Origin of the sequence: Pseudoalteromonas sp. NZS100 (assembly GCF_015864815.1) — a bacterium.
Taxonomy (GTDB): Bacteria; Pseudomonadota; Gammaproteobacteria; order Enterobacterales; family Alteromonadaceae; genus Pseudoalteromonas; species Pseudoalteromonas distincta.
On the sequence record NZ_JADYWM010000003.1, the window covers coordinates 70,888 to 91,029 of the forward strand.

Genomic DNA, 20,142 nt, shown 5'->3' on the forward strand with positions numbered 1-20,142 from the left:
GATAATGCTTAGAACGACTGCTCTAAACGTAAGTACAATGAACGACCTGTTTGATCATATAGAGACCAGTTAGAGTCTCGGTAATCACGGAAGCCATCGTAGAAGCTAGGTGCAGCTTTATCAAATAAGTTATTTACACCTAAAGCAATTTTGGTATTTGTAGGTGCAACATAGCTTACTTGAACGTTATGTTTGAAATAGCTAGGAATATCAGCATAGTAATCAACGCCGTACTCTTCATTACCTGAATCTTGAGTACCAACATAGAACATAGTCCACGTAGCTGAGAAGTCTTCATAAGCGTAGTTAATCGCTAAATCTGATTTCCATTCTGGATAATCTTGTAAGCCAGCGTAATCAAATGCATCAGATTCTGAATCAGCTACTTCTTCAAATGATAAAACTCGAGATACATTTAATGTGCTCGTAAAGTTACCAAAGTCAGTATCAAAACGGTATCTAGCTGTAAAGTCTATACCGTCAGTAGATAGCGAGCTCTTGTTCACGTAACCAGTGTACATGTAATCAATTTTACCTGTATCAGCACTACGCTCAATTGCATTTGGAGTAGAGTTTAAACCACCTTGTTCAATTTCAAGGCGAAGAAGTTCAGAATTATCTACACTATCAATTTTATCATCGTAATTGATTGAGTAATATGTTAATTCAAGCGAAAGGTTTTCAACTGCATCCCAAACGAAACCTACCGTTGTAGAATCACCTGTTTCAGCTTGAAGTTCAGTATTACCACCAAACCACGTTGCAACTTGCTCACCTGCATCAGCACAATAACCATCAGTTTCTTGTCCTGGGTTAGCAGAACACCAAGCTGTATCACGAACAGTTGGGAAGCTTAATGCGTAAGATTGGAACATCTCACCCATGTTTGGAGCACGGAATGACTCCCCCCAAGAACCACGAAGTAATAAAGTATCTGTTGGACGCCAAGTTAAACCAACTTTTGGTACAAATTTGTCAAACGTAGTACTTTTTTTACCAAGATTTGTTGTACCACTTTGCTCATACTTTTCGTATCGACCAGCAACTGTCAAATCAACATCATGTGGGAAAGAAGCTTGTACTTCAAAGTAAGCAGCTGTACGGTCACGATCTGCATAAACATCATCACCACCTGAACCACCAGAAATAAATCCATTCGCTGATTCTGGATCACTGATTTGGGTAAAATCAATTTGCTCAAATTCACCACCAACAACACCGGCAACTATAAATTCACCGTCATCTAGTAATGTCGTTGAAATTAGACCATCGATTTGTTTACTTTCGTAACGACCTTCATAAGTACCTGTATGATTTGCTTCTTGATAAAGCTCACCCATACTTGTGCTCCAGTCATCGTAACTCATGCCTGATACGTTAAATACATCGTACTCACCAGTATCAATTGCCGCTTGGAAGGCAACGTCATTAACTAGGTTTTTACCAAATGAGTTAGTTTTTGAAACACTGTTTTGGAAGTTTACTTCCCAATCAAGACCATTACCAAGATCGGTAAAACCTTCAAGGCCAACTAAAATATCTGTTGTTGTAACTTCAGTTGTTGTATCACGGTTACCAATTGGCACAGCTCGAGTAAAAATGCGTACATCTTCATCTGATGGGCTATATTGGTTATCTGCACTCATGTAAATAGGCGTAGTAGATACTGGTGTACCAGCATAACGTGCATCTGTTTCATTGAAGCTAGCCATCGCACGACCAATGAAACGAATATTGTCTGTTAGTTCATAAGTGAAGTTAGACAAAAATGAGTTTTTGTTTGTATCAGGGTAAAACTTAGTTACTTCACCGTAGCTATATGTACAACGGCCATTACCATCAGCATCAATAGTATTTACAGTATTAGGTTCTGCATCACATAGATCTGAATTTGCATGGTAGCCTGTGCTATCTAAATAGTTAGATACTGGGCTGTACGAGCTGTATGCACCGTAAGTTTCATCATCTAGTGCCCATATATCTCTATCGTAAATAGCATCGCTTTCAGAGTGTTCGAAAGTGAAAACAATATTACCTTTTTCAGCAGTAAAACCTGACGATACAGAGAAAGTACTGCTATCACCGCCGTCAACACTTGGTTGATTAAATTCATATTTAAGATTTAAACCGTCGAAATCTTTTTTAGTGATGATGTTAATTACACCAGCAACCGCTGCAGAACCATATACTGCAGAAGCACCATCACGTAAGATTTCGATACGCTCAACGATAGCCATTGGAATTAGAGAAGTATCTGCAGATGCACCAGAAGAAGTACTTGTTCCAGGCATACGACGGCCATCTAATAGTACTAGAGTCGCATCAGAACCTAAACCACGTAAGTTAATGCTTGAAGTTGCAGAAGAACCTGCGCCGTAGCCAGAAACACCAGTCCAAGAACCGAATGAGTTTGAAGATAAGTTGTTAAGTACATCTCCTACAGATGGCTCACCTGACAAGTTAATATCTGCTGCAGTAATAACTGTTACTGGAGAGCTATTTTCAAGATCAACCTGTTTAATACGAGAACCAGTTACTTGAATACGTTCTACTTTATCTGCGCTTTCTTCAGCTGCGAATGAACTAGCCGAAAATGCAGCTGTTGATACTGCACCGAAAGCAATCGCTAAGCGAACTGCCTTTGAAACTTTATTATTTAACATATGATTCTCCCTAGAATACTATTTCTAATTATTTTATTTATTTCAAAATGTTCTGCAATTAATCGCAGTAACTATTTCGATTTGAATAGTAGTCCTAACTCAACCAAAAGGTCAACACTTGGCTAACCAAATAAACATCTTTATTTACAACATGTTGCGTTAACAAAATTAGGCATTGCTGCCATTTCTGCATTAACCTATAATTTTTAAAATCGGGATAATTAGCGGGTAGTGCTCAAAAACGAAATAAAACACCAACAGTCATAGATAGGTAAATGTTAATAACGTGCCAGATAAAGTAGTATCAATCTGCTCAATTAGGTCGTCTATTTTGAAAACTTTAACGCAGCTAGCGCGTATTTAACTGCTCAGATTGATTAAATACGATTGCGGTATGGTATGGTATAAGTTACATTCAACTTAATTTACCAAATAAAGAAGTTGATATTGGTTGATTACAATGTCACGATACCAAAGTTGGTATCGTTCAATGCATTGCCTTAAAAGATGTATAGAAGTGGGGAAAATAAACCATTACTTATTTATTGTTACTTTCCAAGAAAATAACGCCTTATCTACATAAAACCTCTCAGTTTTAATACCCTTACTTTTGATTTGAGTAGCTTGTATTTTATTTTTTATCTCTTGTTCTTCAAATGCAACTGATAGCTGATCATCTAGTCTATCAATTTGTTTATTGACTGCATTTTTTAACTCAATCAGAGCAATTACACTCTCCTTCGTTAAGCTAATCATTAGTTTAGAAATTTGTGACATTATGTCCATAAACCAGACTTGCTCCCCGTCATTATGTACCTCAAGAGACTGTATTTTTTGTATAATTTGTTTATTACGTTTATTAAAAGATAAATCTTCTCCACTAAGTTTTAAACTGATAATCGTAGCTAAGTCATCAAATATTTTCTCAGTTAAAAACCAACTTAAAATCTTTTTACCTCCTCGACAGTCATTAGTAATAACTGAATCAGGGTGATGCATCATTAAAATGATTTCCCCATTATCCTTTAGTACTCGCATTGCCTCTGGTAAAGATTCGCTCCACTTTGAATACTCAAAACCAAATTGACTAACAAGTAAATCAAATGAATTACTTGGATACGGCAGCAACTCTAGTGGAGTATTAAATTTAAATTCAACTTTATTTATTGCTTCATTTATTTCATCGGCACTACTAATAATTTTAGCTTTTTTAATATTTGCTAAATCACATCCGCTGACTTTTCCCTTAATATTATTGCGAGTTAAAATGCTTTGTATCCACAATGCTAAAGCACCTTTCCCTGTCCCTAAGTCAAGATAGCTCTTATTTTCTTTTTTATCTTTGACTACACTTTCCCAAAATATTAATACCTCTTCAGGGTATCCTAATGGACTGTTTGAATCACCAAAACTAGATAAAGCCTTAGTTATGTCCCAGTAATGATCCCAATGCATTTATTTTCTCCAAAAAAAAGAGTGACTTAAGAGTCACTCTTTAATATCACTAAACTTCTATCTTAAAAAGATTGTTTAAAGTTTAAGTACATTGTACGTCCAAAACCTGAGTACAAGTTAAAGTTGTAGTCACGACCATCATATGCAAAAAGTGGTGGCTCTTTACCGAATGCATTTTGTGCACCGAAGCTAACTTTACCGTTCCAAGGGGTGCTGTATGCAACTTGTAAATCATGCGTTACCCATGAAGGGATATGACCTTCACATTCACCGTCTGCTGTAATATCTTCACATTGGCTGTCAATCAGGCTTAGATTCCAAGTAAAATCAAAATCAGAGAATGAGTAGACATTTGATAGGCTAACACGCATTTGTGGAACACCTGGATCATCAACAAAGTTACGACCGCCGTCAGTGCTGTAATCAACAATGTGCGAAACATTAAGGTTAGTTCTTAAAGAACCCATGTCACCAAATTCAAACATTGAATTAGCTTTGAAATCGATACCAGATGTTTCTAAGCTACCATCATTACCAAAACCGCGCACGACTTGGGTCACAGCACCATTTGGTGAGCGAGATACTGTAAATGCTTCAGGAACTGAATCACCTCGTAGTCGAGCATCAATAATAGATTGCGAGCTAAATGCACGGATTCTGTTTGTGATTTCAATGTTGTAATAATCTACTTCAAACGAAATCGCGTCAGTTAATTGATAAACCGCACCTAGTGAATACTGATCTGATTGCTCAGATTGAAGGCCTGGATTAGCAATAACTAATGCATTAATTTGTGAAGAACAATCTGCAGCTTCACCAATTGCTAAACATGTAGCTTCATCAGAAACTGAGTCAGCTGATTCAGCTGGTTGCTGAGTTAAATCAGGTAACGACGGAGCACGGAAACCTTTACCCCATGACGCACGAAGTACTAAATCATCAATTGGGTTATAGCGAGCTGATACTTTAGGTGAGAAGTCTGAGCCGTAATCAGAATAATCATCGTAACGACCAGCAAAGTTAAGTTCAAACTCTTCAGAAACAGGAACTAATGCTTCAAAGAATAAGCCACGTACAGAGCGATCACCGCCAGCACTACTACCAGAAGAGCCACCTACTTGACCAGCTTCAGAAAGTGAATCATATTTATCAGCGTAATCTTCTGAGCGATATTCAAAACCTACGAAAGCTTGAATTGCACCCGCGTCTGTTTCCATAATATCGAATGCAGCATTAGCATAGAACTCTTCTTGGTTAAATTTACCTACACGAGAAGTAGTTACTGTCATTGCACTTTTAACTTCATCTGAAGCACCAAATGGGTCGTTAAGCATGTAAGTACCGTCATCAATATATTGACGTGCAGTACTCCTTAGTATGTAACCACTACCAATATTGTTACTTTCATTTAATGTTTTACGAACACCCGCTTCAACAGACACGTTACCAATCATACCTGTCGTACCAAAGCTAATATCTTTAAGCTCTGATGAAAGGTTATTATCACGATTGCCTAGTGCAGCAAAACGATGCCAATAATCTAGACCTTGTTGCTCTAAACCTAGAGATGCGTCATATATCGGGCTGTTTGGATTAGTTGGGTTATTAGGGCTATCTTCACTAATATAAACAGTTGAAGATGCTGCATCATATGCTGTTGTATCTAGACCTGGTGCGTAGCGACCAAACGACTTAGTTTGGGCAATATTAATGTTTGTAAAGATGCTCCAATCTTCGTTCACTTCATAAGTGGCTTTAACAAAAGCAGAGCGGTTTTTAATAGAAGCTTCATCAGCAGAAACAGCTGCGAAGTTAAAACCACAACGAGAACCTATACGGTAAAAGTTTTCATTGCCTACACCTTCACATGTTGATTCTGGAGAAAAGAAGTCAAAATTACTAGCTCTGTTTCCTTCGTCATCTGTTGTGAATGTAGTGAAATTGTTAGAGTAAACTGAACCACCTGGGCTGTACCAAGGGAAGTCACGAGCGTAAACAATGTCACGACCGCTCCAAGATGCACCTGCAAGTACTGAAGCATTATCAGAAGATGCACCGAAAAGTACTGAACCGTTTTCACGATCCCCGCCTTCATGCTCAATGCGTCCAGAACCTAATGTTACCTCTGCACCATTAAAATCTTTACGTAAAATAACATTAATTACACCACCAATTGCGTCTGAACCATAAAGTGCTGATGCACCATCTGTTAATATTTCAACACGTTCAACAGCAGCCATTGGAATGAAGTTTAGATCTTGGCTTGAACCGGTAAGCGTAGACTTAGGTAAACGGCGACCATCAACTAATACTAAAGAGCGGTCAGAGCCTAGACCACGTAAACTAACAGTTGTAGCGCCTTGAGCAGAGCTACCTGATTGAGGGCGGAACGAACCCAGACTGTTAAATGTCGTATTACGAAGCAAATCAGCTACTGAAGTTTCGCCACTAAGCTCAATTGCTGCACGGTCGATAACAGTAACAGGTAAGTCACCAGCCATATCAACACGTTTAATACGTGAACCAGTAACTTCAATTCGTTCTACTTTTTCTACGCTATCTTCTTCTGCAGCAAACGAGTTTGCCGAAAATGCAGCAGTAGATACTGCACCAAATGCAATCGCTAAGCGAACTGCCTTTGAAACTTTATTATTTAACATTTGATTCTCCCTGGTGTTATAGCTTTATAGCCATAACTATTATTTAATTATTTTTAATTGTCACATTGATTTAACAGTGACTGAAACAAATAATAAACAAAAAAAACTTAAAAGCCAACCTTTGTTAAGTAAATATTAACCAAACAAAGATTTATTAGCTATGTTTTTAATTTCAAAGGGAGGGTTGTACAATTAAAGAGCTAAAAGCTAGTCGTGGTAAGCGAAATACCTTAATTAAAGCAGAAATTAAAATAATTTTAATTGATTTAAGTTATATTTCTTTACATCTGAATATATTACAGGCTCCACCATTTTAATTAACGGTACAATCTGCTTCTCTATATAAATGCCATAGTCATAGCTATGAAAGCCTTGATACAGCTCAACTCCAGCAGTTGTGTAAACAAATGTAACAAATTCACCTCTATTGACCGTAAATTCGCTATTTTTTTTCTGGTGTTTTTTAACTGCTTGAACATGAGGGGGGATATTTTTCTTATAATCGATTAAGTTTTGACCTAATCTCTTTTTGAAAATGAGTAAATGATCAAAATCACCTTGGTATAACTTTGTTGTATAGTCTTTAACAAGGTCATTTATGCTCAAGTTTCCATCAAAAAGACTAGTAAATAGGTCGAACTGGAATTGTTGAGCAAGTTTAGTCCAATCACTTCTTACTGTTTCTAATCCTTTAAATACTAGTTTTGATTCGTTTGGTTTAATTAATTTACCGACATAGCGCTTTTTAGATCCAACTAGCTTCCCCCTTATGGTTGGCAAAAAGAAAGGGCTATAAAGAGATTCAAATTCTATTTCTAAATGACTTGTTAAATTGTGCGTTTGTTTAATCTCGTTAATCCAATCTGTAGTTATCTTTTTAGCTAAAAACACGCCAATTTCATTACACTCGTCGTGGGTTAAATCATCATCCAACTTAATAAATGTAGAATCGGTATCACCATAAATAACGCTATAACCAAGCTCTTCTATCCATTTTTTAGTTTGTAGCATTATTTCGTGCCCTCTTAATGTAATAGAGCTAGATAACCTGGGATCGTAGAACCTGCATCCTTTTGAGCCTAAAACACCATATAAGCTATTCATTATTATTTTAATTGCTTGAGAAAGCATTTGATCTTGATTGTCTTTGGCGAGCTGTCTTTGTGAGGCTAAGCTTTTAATTAATAAAGGTAAGTGATGTTTATCCCGCGAGAATAGGGCTTCATTAAAACCCTGCACACTCTGGTTCGGATTTTTTAAACCTTCTATCAGTCCGAGTGGATCAATATAGAAAGTTTGCATAATACTGGGATACAAGCTTTTAAAGTCTAAAACAATGACATTTTTATAAAGCCCAGGAATAGACTCCATTACATAACCGCCAGGACTTTCGAATGTAAGCCCATGATCGCCCATATTAGGAGCAACATAACCGCTGCGATGCAGCATTGGTAAATACATATTGATAAAAGCAGCGACAGAGCCGCCCTTTTTTTCAAGCTCTAATCCTGTGAGTTTTGTTCTTATAATAGAAAAATCGAGTAGCTTTAATTTATCAAAAATTTTATTTACCAAAATACAATCTTGTCGATTATATTTTGCTAAAGAAAGCTTATCTTCATTAAATTGCCTAATAATTTCCTGCAGACTATTAGCCGTGTCGATTAATTTGGACTCACCCAACACTTGATTTGAAACATTAGCTAAAGAAAAACTCTCAAAGCTATATGTAGCACTTTTTAAAGTGTCTATCCCATCAACCACACATCGCCCAGAGATCGATACTCGAGTAAAGTGTCCTTTGCGAACATATAAAGGTTGATCTCCCCTACCCAGTAATAACTTAATGCCTAGTGCTTCAGCTCTTTCATGAATAACCGAAAAATCGAACTCAATTACATTCCACCCAATTATGACATCAGGATCGCTAAGCTTAATAAAATGCTCTACCCCCCTTAACAGCTCAGCCTCATCTACACACCAAATAATATCAAACTCAAGGTTTTCAGTTTCCCTATCTGGCTCGCCAATCATTAAAACACAGTCTAGATTGCAGCCCACAAGTCCAACAGAAAACAAAACGCCACTTTCGTTACATTCAATGTCTAAAGAGAGCTTATTAAGGGTTGGGGAATACTCGTCATTTGCTTTTAATTTTGCCTCTGTTACTAATGTATAACCATTTTGATAAAAAACATTACCCGTTATCCAAGCTCCTCCTTTTATAAAGCGCTCCATTAAATAACGCTCTATTGGTCGAATATCTTCTTCAAATAATACAACTCCGCGTTGCTTTAAAGCTTTAGCAGCAGAATAAAAATGTTTTAGTGAGTTGAAATAACAAGCCGACATTTCTTCTTGCTGAAAGTTTTTTAGTCCAAGACTTTTAACATTAAAGGTAAGTGATTCAGCGGCTAATATTTCATTCACTATTTCAGCATCTTTGCTTTTAATAAAAAACAGCGCATTCTCGTTAGCTGATACTGTTTTTATAGGCCCTTTATCACTGCAAAACCATGCTTCGTAGCATATGCCGCTTGCAGTATCATACGCATGAGAAGAAACAATAAAACCGTCTGTTAAGTACACTATTACTAAACCTTATACATATATATGTAAGTTTTTACTTAATTCAAAATGCTTTAAAGCCATACATTCAACCTAAATAAACACTCAGATACTTTATTTGCTAAATTAATCTCATCACTTCTTGTAGTTACACTCTTATAACTCTAAAATCCATAGCACTGTAATTATATACATACTTTAGGTAAATCATCCCATGCTTTCTGACTCACTAAAAAAAACAATTAGGCAAGTACACCAGCATGTGGCTAGTAACCTAAAAGATTATCGCCCTCGTAGCAGTCAAAATTATCTTGTAGCCGAAATAGCAAAAACACTTGCTGGCGAATACCATAAAAAGCAGCGCATTTGCGTAATTGAAGCAGGCACTGGTACCGGTAAGTCTCTTGCCTATTGTTTAGGCGCGTTGCCTCTTGCCTTAGCGCAAAAAAAGAAGTTAGTTATTTCTACCGCAACCGTTGCACTGCAAGAACAATTAATAGCAAAAGAGCTCCCATTTTTTAAAAAGCATTCAGGCCTCGACTTTAAATTTGATTTAGTAAAAGGTCGCCATCGTTATATTTGCGCTCACAAATTACATAATGCTGTAAATGGCGATAGCCAAACACAAATGGACTTTATGCCTACACTTACTTCACCATTGAGCGCAATGGAAACCAAGTGTTTAAATGAGCTATATAACGCCTATGTGAATAAAAAATGGCAAGGCGATAGAGACAGTTGGGCCGATACCGTACCCGATAGAGTGTGGAACTTAATAGCGTGCGATAAACATTCGTGTCAGCGCCAAATGAAGGCCCATCAAACGTGTCCGTTTCAGCTTGCTCGTAATCAATTGATGCAAATGGACGTACTGGTAATTAATCACTCATTACTACTTGCTGATTTAGATTTAGGCGGCGGTAAAATTTTACCAGAGCCCGACAATACCATTTATGTAATTGATGAAGCGCACCATTTAGCACATATAACACGCGATTTTTCATCTGCTGCTGCCACAATCAAAGGCACAATAGAATGGCTTGATAAGCTCACTAAGTTTAGCGGGAAAATGGCGAAGGTTTTAGTAGGGCAAAGAGCCATTGGGCAAAACTTTAAACTTTGCGACAGTATTAATGACGCGAATAAAGATTTAAAAGTAGTGCGTGATATTCTTGATAATGCCGACTTTGAATACTCAAAAGACGATACTTATCGCTTTGAGCACGGTGAAATTCCAGAATCGCTGCACAGTAAAGCAAAAGACATAAGCGAAGCCACACAAGATGCGCTGCGCTGTTTAAACAAAATGCACGACACCCTTACCCAAGATGTAAGCGACGGCGATATAAAACCTTACGTTGCCGACCCAATACTAGGCGAAAGTGGTCAATACATAAACCGGTTAGAGCAGCTAAACAAACTATGGTTTAGTTACGCAAAAAAAGGCGAAGGTGCTCCCCATGCACGGTGGATAAAACGTCTTGAATATAAAAGCCATCACGATCACTTATTAAGCGACTGCCCTATCGAGGTCGGTTACTACCTAAAAGATAAATTATGGCGAGAATGCGCGGGCGCTGTTTTATGCTCTGCTACATTAAGTGCACTGGGCTCGTTTGATCACTTTGCTTACGAAACAGGACTTGCTAAAGAAGAAGGCGTTAAATTTATTAAAGTACCTTCTCCTTTTGATTACCCAAAACAAGCAACTTTACGTATTCCGGTATCTAAAGTAGAACCTACCGATAAAGACTTTAGTGATCACCTAGCTAAAACTTTACCGGAGTACCTAAATGATAAAAAAGCGAACCTTGTACTATTCGCTTCTTACTGGCAAATGGACCACGTAACAAAGTTTCTTAGAACAAAAGGTTTTAACTTATTAGTACAAGGTGAGATGTCGCGAGAAGCATTGCTTAAATTACACACTAAAAATGTAGACGAAGGCAAAGGCAGTATTTTATTTGGAACACAAAGCCTTTCGGAAGGTCTTGATTTACCTGGTAAATATTTAGAGAACTTAATAATTACTAAAATTCCGTTTGCTGTACCTACTTCGCCGATAGAAGAAGCGCAAGCAGAATTTGTACAAAGCAAAGGTGGTAACCCGTTTTTAACGATTACCGTGCCAGACGCCGCAAAGAAATTGGTACAAAGCTGTGGTAGACTGCTGCGAAAAGAGAGTGATGAAGGCTGTATTACTATTCTCGATAGGCGCTTAGTTACTAAGCGATACGGTAAAGCCATGCTCGACACCCTACCACCTTTTAAAAGACAAATAGATTATTAATGTTTGAACTCGCACTCGATCCAACAACCTGGGCTGTTTTATGTGCTGTTGCACTTGCCGCAGGTTTTATAGACGCTATCGCCGGTGGCGGTGGCATGTTAACTGTACCCGCTTTATTAACTGCTGGCTTACCTCCACATTTAACATTAGGCACCAATAAACTAGCAGCAAGTTTTGGCTCGTTAACGGCAAGCTATACATACTATAAAAAGAACTTATTTAGTCCTAAGTTTTGGGCAGCCTCTATAATTGCTACCGCAATAGGTGCATTGATAGGTACTGTTATTGTTGATCATTTAAGTATCGATTTTTTAAACAAACTACTCCCCGTTATTATTATTTTAGTTGCTGGCTATAGCTTATTTGGTAATTTAAGTACTACCGAAGGCGATGAACTTCCTAAACTAAACAAAGCGATGAAAATAAAACAATGGCTACAAGGTTTAGCATTAGGCTTTTTTGATGGTTTAGCAGGCCCAGGTACGGGTACATTTTGGACTGCTTCTAATGGCATGCTTTACAAAATGAACCTGCTACTCAACTGTGGTTTAGCGCGTTCAATGAACTTTGTGTCTAACTTTATATCTTTAATTACCTTTGTTGCACTCGGCCATGTAAACTTTTTACTTGGCATAACAATGGGCTTTTTTATTATGCTAGGCGCATGGTTTGGGGCGCATTCAGCAATACGTTTTGGTAGCAAATTTATTCGCCCAGTATTTAATACTATGGTTATACTTTTAGCATTAAAACTAATTTACGAGGCTTACTTTTAATATGCATTCAATGGCTTTAGATAAACTACGTCAACAAGTTGCAACGCTAAAACAACAAGCTGAGCAATTTGATAAAGCTAAACTTTTTTCTAAAAATCGTTACATGCAAGCACAACCTAGCTTGTTTGACCGCGCAGTTTTTAGTACCAAAAGCATGAACCTAGTCGATTACGTGATAGAAATAGAAGATGAAGTTTCAAGGTTACCGCCAAGCGAGCATCGCCATGCTTATACCTACGCGCTTGAACGTATTGCAGCTCAAATACAAGCTGTATTCAATGTTATTAAATCTACCCCTATTTGGGTTAAAGAAAACAAAAGCCATTATAAACCACGCCCTAAGCAAACCGTTTATAAGCAAGCTGTGCAAAAAATAATGCAATCATCCCATGAGCTTTACGACGAATTAAAACAAAACCATGAGTTTGAACGCCGTTTAGTGCTCATGATTGAAGAGCGAAAAATGCAAATGGATAAAGCCTCACCTGCTAAAGCACAAAAGCTTAACCTTGAAATATTAAGCACACACGCTCGATTAGGCCGCTGCAGAAAAGCAATTTCTGCCACCGAAGATAAAATTCAACAAGTAGAAAAACAGCAGCTGCGTTAAGGCGCACTTTACTATGCAGCTTTATTATCATCCATTGTATTCAGACCTTATACTCCCAGAACGTCATCGATTCCCTATTCAAAAGTACAAGTTACTTAAAACCGAAATAGAAAACCTAGGTGTTTCGGCTATTCACTTTCAAGAGCCTAAGAAAACAACGCCTGCTCAGCTTTCGCTGTGCCATAATCAAACTTATATAAATAACTTTTTAAACGGCACGCTTAGCAATAAAGCCATAAAAAAAATGGGCTTTCCTTATTCAAATGAATTGGTAGAGCGCACATTACTATCAGTTGGGGCAAGCATCCAAAGTAGTGAACACGCGCTAAAACATGGTTTTTCGGCTAATTTAAGTGGTGGCTATCATCATGCATACAGTGATTACGGTAGCGGTTTTTGTATTTTTAACGATCTAGCTATTGCAGCAGCACATTTAATAAATACAGAGCAAGCCGACACTGTTTTAATTTTTGATTGCGACGTACACCAAGGCGATGGCACAGCACAAATCACTCAAAACCATGACCAAATTATTACCTGCTCAATTCATTGTGAACAAAATTTTCCTCGTAATAAGCAAGAGTCCACCTACGATTTTGCATTACCCGGTAAAACAACCGACGCTGAGTACCTTGCTACATTAGAGCAAGCACTCGATTTTTGCGTGCGTATTCATAACCCCGATATTATTTTGTATAATGCAGGGGCTGATATTTACACAAAAGACGAGTTGGGCTTGTTTGATGTATCGCTCGATGGCGTATATAAACGCGACTTTTTTACTCTCAACTTTTGTAAGCAACACCAAATCCCACTAATGTGCGGCCTAGGCGGAGGTTATCAGCGTAATTTGAGTTCACTAATTAATGTTCATAAACAACTATTTAAAGCCGCTATCGATTTATAGCAAGCCATAGTATAGACTCAGTTAAACGGATTATTTTAAAGCGGTGGGAATATGCGATTACACGAAGATATACACAACTATTACGAAAAGATTGTAGTCGAGGAAGTTATCAAACTTAAACTTGATGAAAAATATGATGAAGATGTAATGGCTGACTTTTGTTGTACGGTACTAAATCAGCTCCCGCCACGATATATTCGCTACGATGTAGATATGGCGTTTTATTTACCGCAATCAGAACGCATACATATGGAACAACGTGTACAAACCGCAATAAACGTTGCCATTAGCCAAATATCAAAAAAGAAAGAGTTAAATGACAAGTCCACTTGATCAAGCCCCTACACATATGAAACTTGCAGTAGATTTAATTATGATACTAGAGCAACACGATGTTGCTCCAGAAGAAGTACTTAAAGCACTTGAAATAGTTAAAAGCGACTTTGAAAAGAAGCTAGAAAAGTCATAACTCTATTCTATTATCTGTATGTCGTGCTCGGTAACGCTACCTTCGTGCTTAGTGCAATCAATTTTAACTTCACCAAATGTACGCCTAGGCGAAGCTGAACGCCGACAGGTCATATTTTGTGCTTTAACGCCAAATTGCGTTATATATAATTCAACTGTTTCGTCTATTTGTTGTTTTTGCTGCGTAGTCGCCGCACTGTAAAATGCATCGTATTGCGCAGACCAGTTCTCAACCCCCGCTTCTTTTGCAACACCTAGCCAGCCCATTCCGAGTTTAGTAGATTGCTCCAAGTATTGGCCTTTTAAAAACATGAATGCCAACGTATATTGTGCACTTTTATAGCCAAGTGCTGCCGGCTCTTTTAAATCATAAAAAGCTTGCTCGTACAGCCCCTTTTTATACGCTTTAATACCATTGTATTCTTTTTTCTTCATTGTATTGTCGCTGTATAGGCTAACAGGGGTCGACCCACACCCACCTAATAAACCTACAGCCAAAATTGCTGCAACCGATATACATTTAGCCATAACTAGTCCTTTATTATTTTTTATATGCGAGTACCGAATCTGGCTTACACTCTTTGCAAAGCCTGCTATTGTGTAATCCTGTTTGTATAATTAAAATACTATCATGAGCTTAGCAAGTTTACTTCGGTTATTTTTTCTGGCTGCAATTTGGGGCGCGTCATTTTTATTTATGCGAATGGCAGCTAACAGCTTAGGCCCAGCGGTGTTAATAGAATTTAGAGTTGGCTTTGCCGCACTCACCCTCTTTATTGTGGCGCTTTACTTAAAGCGCCGCTTAGCGTTTGTCCAACATAAAAAACACTTTTTTATTATAGGCGCGTTTAATTCTGCTCTGCCGTTTTTATTTTTTGCTTACGCAGCCCAAACTATTAGCGCTTCCACACTCTCAATTTTAAATTCTACAACACCAATATGGGGTGTTGTTGTTGGAATTTTATGGACAAAAACAAAGCCCAATAAAAGTATGGTGATTGGTTTACTGCTGGGTTTAATTGGCGTAGTTATTTTGGTTGGGCAAAATCATTTTGTGTTAAATAGCCAATCAATTTTAGCCATAGTAGCGGCATTAAGCGCATCACTTTGCTATGCCATTGCATCGCATTACACTAAAAACGCGCCTCAACTGGCCCCATTCGATAACGCCCACGGCTCAATGTGGGCTTCAACCTTTATGGTATTGCCGCTTATCTTATTTATGCCAATGCGTGAAATACCAAGCACCAACGTTATGTTAGGTGTACTCGTATTGGGAGTAATGTGTACCGCACTTGCTTATATTTTATTTTTTAAATTAATCGAAGATATAGGCCCCACCTCGGCGTTAACAGTCACGTTTTTAATTCCACTATTTGGCATTTTTTGGGGGCATTTAATTTTAGATGAGCAAATTGGGCCAAATACGTTACTCGGCGCATTATTTGTTATTGTGGGTACTATGTTGGTTACTGGTTTTTTACCACGAAAAAAGCACTTAGCTAAAACAAGCTAAGTGCTTATATCAAGCGCTTTTACCAAACGCTTACTTTTGCGCCTTTTTGCTTAAATTTTCAATTAAGTCTTGGGCGCTAAAGCTGTTGTCGCTTGGTTTTATCCCTTTACCCATTTTAATATCAATTAAGGTGTGCACTTCTTTGCGTTTATCATTGTTGCTCACTTGTACGCCTACGCTGCTTGTCGGACGTACGCGTGTTTCGCAGGTTAATAAACCGCAGCTTCGCTCATATTGCTGGCTTTGTGATGCACTAATAGATGACGTGGGGGCTTGCGATTTAGACTCAACAAAGGTTTCTTTATTAGTTACAACAAACCAGTCGTAGCCTTGTGCTTGTGTAAGCTCAGCCGCGCGTAATAATGCATAGTCACCGGCATCTGCGACGTTGTTTGATACACTTTTAAACTCGACGCGGTATTGATCGTCGCTAATTTTTTGCTCGCTGTAACCTTGTGAGCCATTATTTGCGGCGCGGTAATCAGGTTTAGATGCACAGCCCGCCATAAGTAAAATACTGATAATTAAAATAGATGTTTTCATAGTTCACCTCGTTTTATACACATTATTATTTGTTTAACTGCCACTTTGCGCTAATTGCTTGCTGCTCTTGCGCTCTATCTAGTGGTGCGCCGCTGATCATGCTATCTATAACAGCATCTAAGTCACTGTTATTAGACGCCGTTTGATATTGCGCGCCATTGTTACTTTGCTGCGTGGCTGATTGCGCTTTAATTTGCCAACCGCTTTGCGTTTTACAAGCAATGCTTGTTTGCGTTGTATTATTTGAGCTTAGTGCATACTGCCTACAAAGCTCACCTTGCTGATTCTTAAAACTAAGCTGTGCGCTAAATACTGAGCCATCACTTTGCTCAAACACACCACTACTTAGCTGCGTATTAAGTGCTGTGGCTATGTTACTGGCTACTAAATTTTGCGACTCATTGGGTTGTAAATAGCTCGTCATTGCAATACCAAATACCACAGCAACGCTTGCTGCTATTGCTAAGCTTTTATTAGCCGACTGCTTAACCTTTTGCCAAGGCGTTAACGTTACTACATTACTGTTTTGCGTGTTTTTTGTCGTTGCCATATCAAGCTTTGCAACCGTTTTAGCTAATGAGTCACTAAGTGGTGCGTCGTCAATACTTGTTGCGTGCTCTTTTACTCGCATGTCTACTTCGCTAAATTCTGCAAGTCGCATTACTAGCTCATCATCGGTTTCAAGGGCTTTGCGCACTTGCTCCATTTCGTGCTCGCTTAGTTCTGAGTCTAAAAAGGCGCTAAGTGTTTCGTCGTTAATGTTCATACTTGCTCCTTTTTAAAGTCGGGTTTTATTAAGTTATAAAGTGTACTGCGTGCACGCGATAATTTACTCATTACACTGCCTATAGGTATATCGAGTGTATGTGCTACCTCTTTATAGGCCATGCCCTGCACTGCCACCAGCGATACTATGGCGCGTTGCTCTTCGGGTAATTGCCCAAGTGCTGTATTTACATTTTTAAGCATTTGTTTGTTTTCGAGTGTTTGGTGCTCATTACTTGATATTGGCTCTGGTAAAATATCGGCCTGAGCCGTATTTTGCCTTACCTTGCGTGAGCGGTATTCGTCTATCCACACATTACGGCAAATTTTAAATGCCCATTTAGCAGGCTCAACGTCATCCGGAATGCCTTTTACTAATAGTTTTTCAATTGTTATTTGCACTACATCGTCTGCATCTGCTTTACTACCCGTTAGCGAATAGGCAAAACGCCTAAGCATGGGCAATAAGGTTTTTATAGTTTCGTTCATTGATTTTTACCCCTTTTATAAAGAAGACGATTCAAAAAAGCATTTATTCCCAAATAATCAAAATAATTTAAATAATGAAATATTTCTATGTGTTAAACGTTAACTAACCAGCATGATAAATTTAATAGAAGTAACCCACTATGAATATTATAAACACACGCGTTAAACACATAATAGCCGCTTCGCTTTGTATATTTAGCGCAACGAGTTCAGCCAATATAGTAAGAGTCGATCAGGTGTTTGGGCAGCTAAACCCAATAGAGCAGCGTATTGAACAAACTATAGAGCGAGCACAGCGCCTGCCGCTTCCGGTGCCTGTTCCACAAATATCGATTGATGAACTAAAAGCGCAAATAAGTGAGCCAATTAGCAGCTTACCCAATGTGCTTAACATTAATATAAATAGCCAAAACACTGCATTTGTTGAAGTAGAGCTTGAAAACGGCTTTAGAGCAATAGAGCGCCAATGGTTATTAATGGCAAATAGCCAACAACTTAATACCCTAAAGCAGCAAAATGTAACCATTGTATCGGTAAAAAATTACAACGCACTTAATATGAGCTTAGTGCGCTTTAACGTGCCCCAAAGTGTTAATTCTAAAAGTGAGTTATTAAAAGCGCTTAACTTAGATGAGTCTGCAATACTTGACCGAAACCACATATACCAAGCGCAAACAGGCGAGCCTACCGCAAAAGTAACACCAAATAACTCTATTGCCCCCTACTGCACACAAAGTGTAAAAATTGGCATGATCGACAGCGCCATTAATAGCAAACACAGTGCATTTAAAGGCGCCAATATCACCACACAAAGCTTTTTACCACAAGGGTTAAGCTCGCCAAATTTACACGGCACCGCCATTGCAGGCTTAATTACAGGTAAAGGCGCAAAACTTAGCCCGCTTTTAAGCAATGCCAAGCTTTACAGTGCCGAGGTGTTTTATAGGCAATCTGAATATGCACAAGGGGCTACATTATTTGCCATAGTAGAGGCACTCAACTGGTTAGTTAGTAAAAAAATACCCGTAATAAATATGAGCCTAACAGGGCCAAATAACGCAGTTTTAGAAGCAAGTATTACTGCTGCAATAAAACAAAACGTGTTAATTGTAGCTGCTGCAGGTAACCAAGGGCCGGCGTCGCAGCCGTTATACCCAGGCGCTTATAAAAGCGTGATAGCGGTAAGTGCTATTGATGCAAAAAACCACATTTATAGATGGTCAAATAAAGGCGATTACATAGACTTTGCAGCCCTTGGTGTAAATGTTGTTACAAGCCAAGGCAATGGGAAATTTGGGAGGGAGTCGGGTACGTCAATGGCGGCGCCGCATGTAAGCGCGGCATTAAGTTGTTTATTGTTAAAGCATGGGAATAATAAAACCAAAGCACTTAACGAGCTTACATCGCTGGCCGTCGATTTAGGCGAGCAAGGCAAAGACACCACCTTTGGTTATGGCGCCATTTACCCACCTAAAAGTGCACTTTAACTGACGCCGATAAAACCGATTGCGTATAGGTATTACTACTAAGCTTTGATTGATAATCGCCATATTCAGCCTCGGCTATTAGCGTTACGTGCTCAAACACAGCTAGGTTATAAAACGCATTAACTACATTTCGGTGCTCATCTCGCGACGGTATTTGCTCAAAAAAATCATCCGTTGTTTGCTCATCGTAATCTTTATTTTGATAACGCCAGCCAGCCCCCACTTTGTTAGCCACATTAAAGGCCGTAAATTTGTGCGTAACTTTAGTCGTAAAACCGTAGCCGTTAAAGTCGTATTGGTTGTCGTCGGCGTTTTCTTTATCAGCGCTTAGCGCTGCAATTAGCATGGTTTGGCCATTATTTATAAAATGATAAAGCGCTACATCGGCACCTACACCATCGGCATTACGTGCTTTTGCAGTAGCAAAACGTTTAGCTTTGGTTTTTATGCTCATACGCAAATACGTATGTGGGTTTAAAAAATGACCATAGTAAGCACTAGCTTGATTAAAATGTAAAAATGTTTCGCCATCTACATTTGCTTTTGCGCCATCGTAACGAACTCCTACCTCATGGCTATTAAAGCTGTAGCTGCCATCTAAACCATATTGATGAAGGTCTAAATCGTATTGATCAAATTCATCGTAGTCTTGCTGTTCAAACCGGTAGCTTGAAGTTAATTTAGCGCCTTTGGTTAATTGCCATTTTGCATTAACACCTGCTGCGGTTTTTATGCCGCTGTCGCTTTGCGACGAAATATCGTCAAGCTCCTGAACAGAGAGCGCTGAATTGCTTAATACCCCAACTTCTGCATCTGCATTTACTTCAAGGCTACTTTTAAAGGGTTTATTTTGCTCAGGTGTTTTAACGTGGTTGGTTTGTGCAAGCACCGCTTGGGCACTAAAAACACACAATGTGGCGGTTATAACTGCTTTCATATTTATTC

17 protein-coding genes are annotated in these 20,142 nt (G+C 38.5%); 8 read left to right on the forward strand and 9 right to left on the reverse strand.

What is annotated here, in order from left to right; genetic code table 11:
- Nucleotides 1-8: 8 nt before the first annotated feature.
- The 4 genes from I6E69_RS03760 to I6E69_RS03775 all read right to left on the reverse strand — a co-directional run bounded on the left by I6E69_RS03760 (nt 9) and on the right by I6E69_RS03775 (nt 9,367).
- Entirely contained in the window at nt 9-2,663 is a 2,655-nt protein-coding gene (locus I6E69_RS03760) for a TonB-dependent receptor (protein ID WP_149602363.1), read from the reverse strand.
- Nucleotides 2,664-3,197: 534 nt separating this feature from the next.
- A complete protein-coding gene (locus I6E69_RS03765) occupies nt 3,198-4,118 on the reverse strand; it encodes a class I SAM-dependent methyltransferase (protein WP_149602362.1) in 921 nt (306 codons plus the stop codon).
- 62 nt (nt 4,119-4,180) lie between these two features.
- Nucleotides 4,181-6,778 carry a TonB-dependent receptor gene (locus tag I6E69_RS03770; protein WP_197120671.1) on the reverse strand — a complete coding sequence of 866 codons (2,598 nt, stop codon included), beginning with the start codon at nt 6,776-6,778 and terminating at the stop codon, nt 4,181-4,183.
- 246 nt (nt 6,779-7,024) lie between these two features.
- The gene (locus I6E69_RS03775) at nt 7,025-9,367 is read right to left on the reverse strand and encodes a DNA polymerase II (protein ID WP_197120672.1); all 2,343 of its coding nucleotides are present in this window, start codon (nt 9,365-9,367) and stop codon (nt 7,025-7,027) included.
- A gap of 193 nt (nt 9,368-9,560) precedes the next feature.
- Here I6E69_RS03775 and dinG point away from each other — a divergent pair, with 193 nt between their 5' ends.
- From dinG to I6E69_RS03805, 6 genes are read left to right on the forward strand one after another with little or no spacing between them, the layout of a single operon-like run.
- The gene (gene dinG / locus I6E69_RS03780; protein ID WP_197120673.1) at nt 9,561-11,636 is read left to right on the forward strand and encodes an ATP-dependent DNA helicase DinG; all 2,076 of its coding nucleotides are present in this window, start codon (nt 9,561-9,563) and stop codon (nt 11,634-11,636) included.
- Nucleotides 11,636-12,412, forward strand: a complete 777-nt coding sequence (locus tag I6E69_RS03785; RefSeq protein ID WP_149602359.1) for a TSUP family transporter — start codon at nt 11,636-11,638, stop codon at nt 12,410-12,412. Before dinG ends, I6E69_RS03785 begins: the two co-directional genes overlap by 1 nt.
- A 1-nt stretch (nt 12,413) precedes the next feature.
- Complete coding sequence (locus tag I6E69_RS03790; RefSeq protein ID WP_002958255.1) at nt 12,414-13,022, forward strand: primosomal replication protein; 609 nt, start codon at nt 12,414-12,416, stop codon at nt 13,020-13,022.
- Between the two features lie 13 nt (nt 13,023-13,035).
- Nucleotides 13,036-13,929 (forward strand): histone deacetylase, encoded by an 894-nt coding sequence (locus I6E69_RS03795; protein ID WP_197120674.1) that lies wholly within the window; start codon nt 13,036-13,038, stop codon nt 13,927-13,929.
- Nucleotides 13,930-13,980: 51 nt separating this feature from the next.
- Nucleotides 13,981-14,262: a late competence development ComFB family protein gene (locus I6E69_RS03800; protein WP_002958257.1), complete on the forward strand. Its 282-nt coding sequence runs from the start codon at nt 13,981-13,983 to the stop codon at nt 14,260-14,262.
- Nucleotides 14,246-14,398: a DUF2496 domain-containing protein gene (locus I6E69_RS03805; protein ID WP_076914928.1), complete on the forward strand. Its 153-nt coding sequence runs from the start codon at nt 14,246-14,248 to the stop codon at nt 14,396-14,398. Before I6E69_RS03800 ends, I6E69_RS03805 begins: the two co-directional genes overlap by 17 nt.
- A 2-nt stretch (nt 14,399-14,400) precedes the next feature.
- Here the strand turns inward: I6E69_RS03805 and I6E69_RS03810 are convergent, their stop codons facing one another.
- The gene (locus I6E69_RS03810; RefSeq protein WP_182672041.1) at nt 14,401-14,925 is read right to left on the reverse strand and encodes a sel1 repeat family protein; all 525 of its coding nucleotides are present in this window, start codon (nt 14,923-14,925) and stop codon (nt 14,401-14,403) included.
- 103 nt (nt 14,926-15,028) lie between these two features.
- Between I6E69_RS03810 and I6E69_RS03815 the strand changes: the two genes are divergently transcribed.
- Nucleotides 15,029-15,913: a DMT family transporter gene (locus tag I6E69_RS03815; RefSeq protein ID WP_197120675.1), complete on the forward strand. Its 885-nt coding sequence runs from the start codon at nt 15,029-15,031 to the stop codon at nt 15,911-15,913.
- Nucleotides 15,914-15,943: 30 nt separating this feature from the next.
- Here I6E69_RS03815 and I6E69_RS03820 read toward each other — a convergent pair whose 3' ends face one another.
- Genes I6E69_RS03820 through I6E69_RS03830 form a run of 3 tightly spaced genes read right to left on the reverse strand, consistent with a single transcriptional unit; the run spans nt 15,944 to nt 17,710 of the window.
- Complete coding sequence (locus tag I6E69_RS03820) at nt 15,944-16,456, reverse strand: hypothetical protein (protein ID WP_197120676.1); 513 nt, start codon at nt 16,454-16,456, stop codon at nt 15,944-15,946.
- A 25-nt stretch (nt 16,457-16,481) separates the two neighbouring features.
- A complete protein-coding gene (locus I6E69_RS03825; RefSeq protein ID WP_197120677.1) occupies nt 16,482-17,222 on the reverse strand; it encodes an anti-sigma factor in 741 nt (246 codons plus the stop codon).
- Nucleotides 17,219-17,710: an RNA polymerase sigma factor gene (locus I6E69_RS03830; protein ID WP_197120678.1), complete on the reverse strand. Its 492-nt coding sequence runs from the start codon at nt 17,708-17,710 to the stop codon at nt 17,219-17,221. The genes I6E69_RS03825 and I6E69_RS03830 overlap by 4 nt, the downstream gene beginning before the upstream one ends.
- Nucleotides 17,711-17,850: 140 nt before the next feature.
- Here I6E69_RS03830 and I6E69_RS03835 point away from each other — a divergent pair, with 140 nt between their 5' ends.
- Complete coding sequence (locus tag I6E69_RS03835) at nt 17,851-19,197, forward strand: S8 family serine peptidase (protein ID WP_197120679.1); 1,347 nt, start codon at nt 17,851-17,853, stop codon at nt 19,195-19,197.
- On the opposite strand, the gene I6E69_RS03840 is transcribed toward I6E69_RS03835, so the two are convergent.
- Entirely contained in the window at nt 19,181-20,134 is a 954-nt protein-coding gene (locus I6E69_RS03840) for a surface lipoprotein assembly modifier (protein WP_197120680.1), read from the reverse strand. The genes I6E69_RS03835 and I6E69_RS03840 overlap by 17 nt on opposite strands.
- Nucleotides 20,135-20,142: the final 8 nt, after the last annotated feature.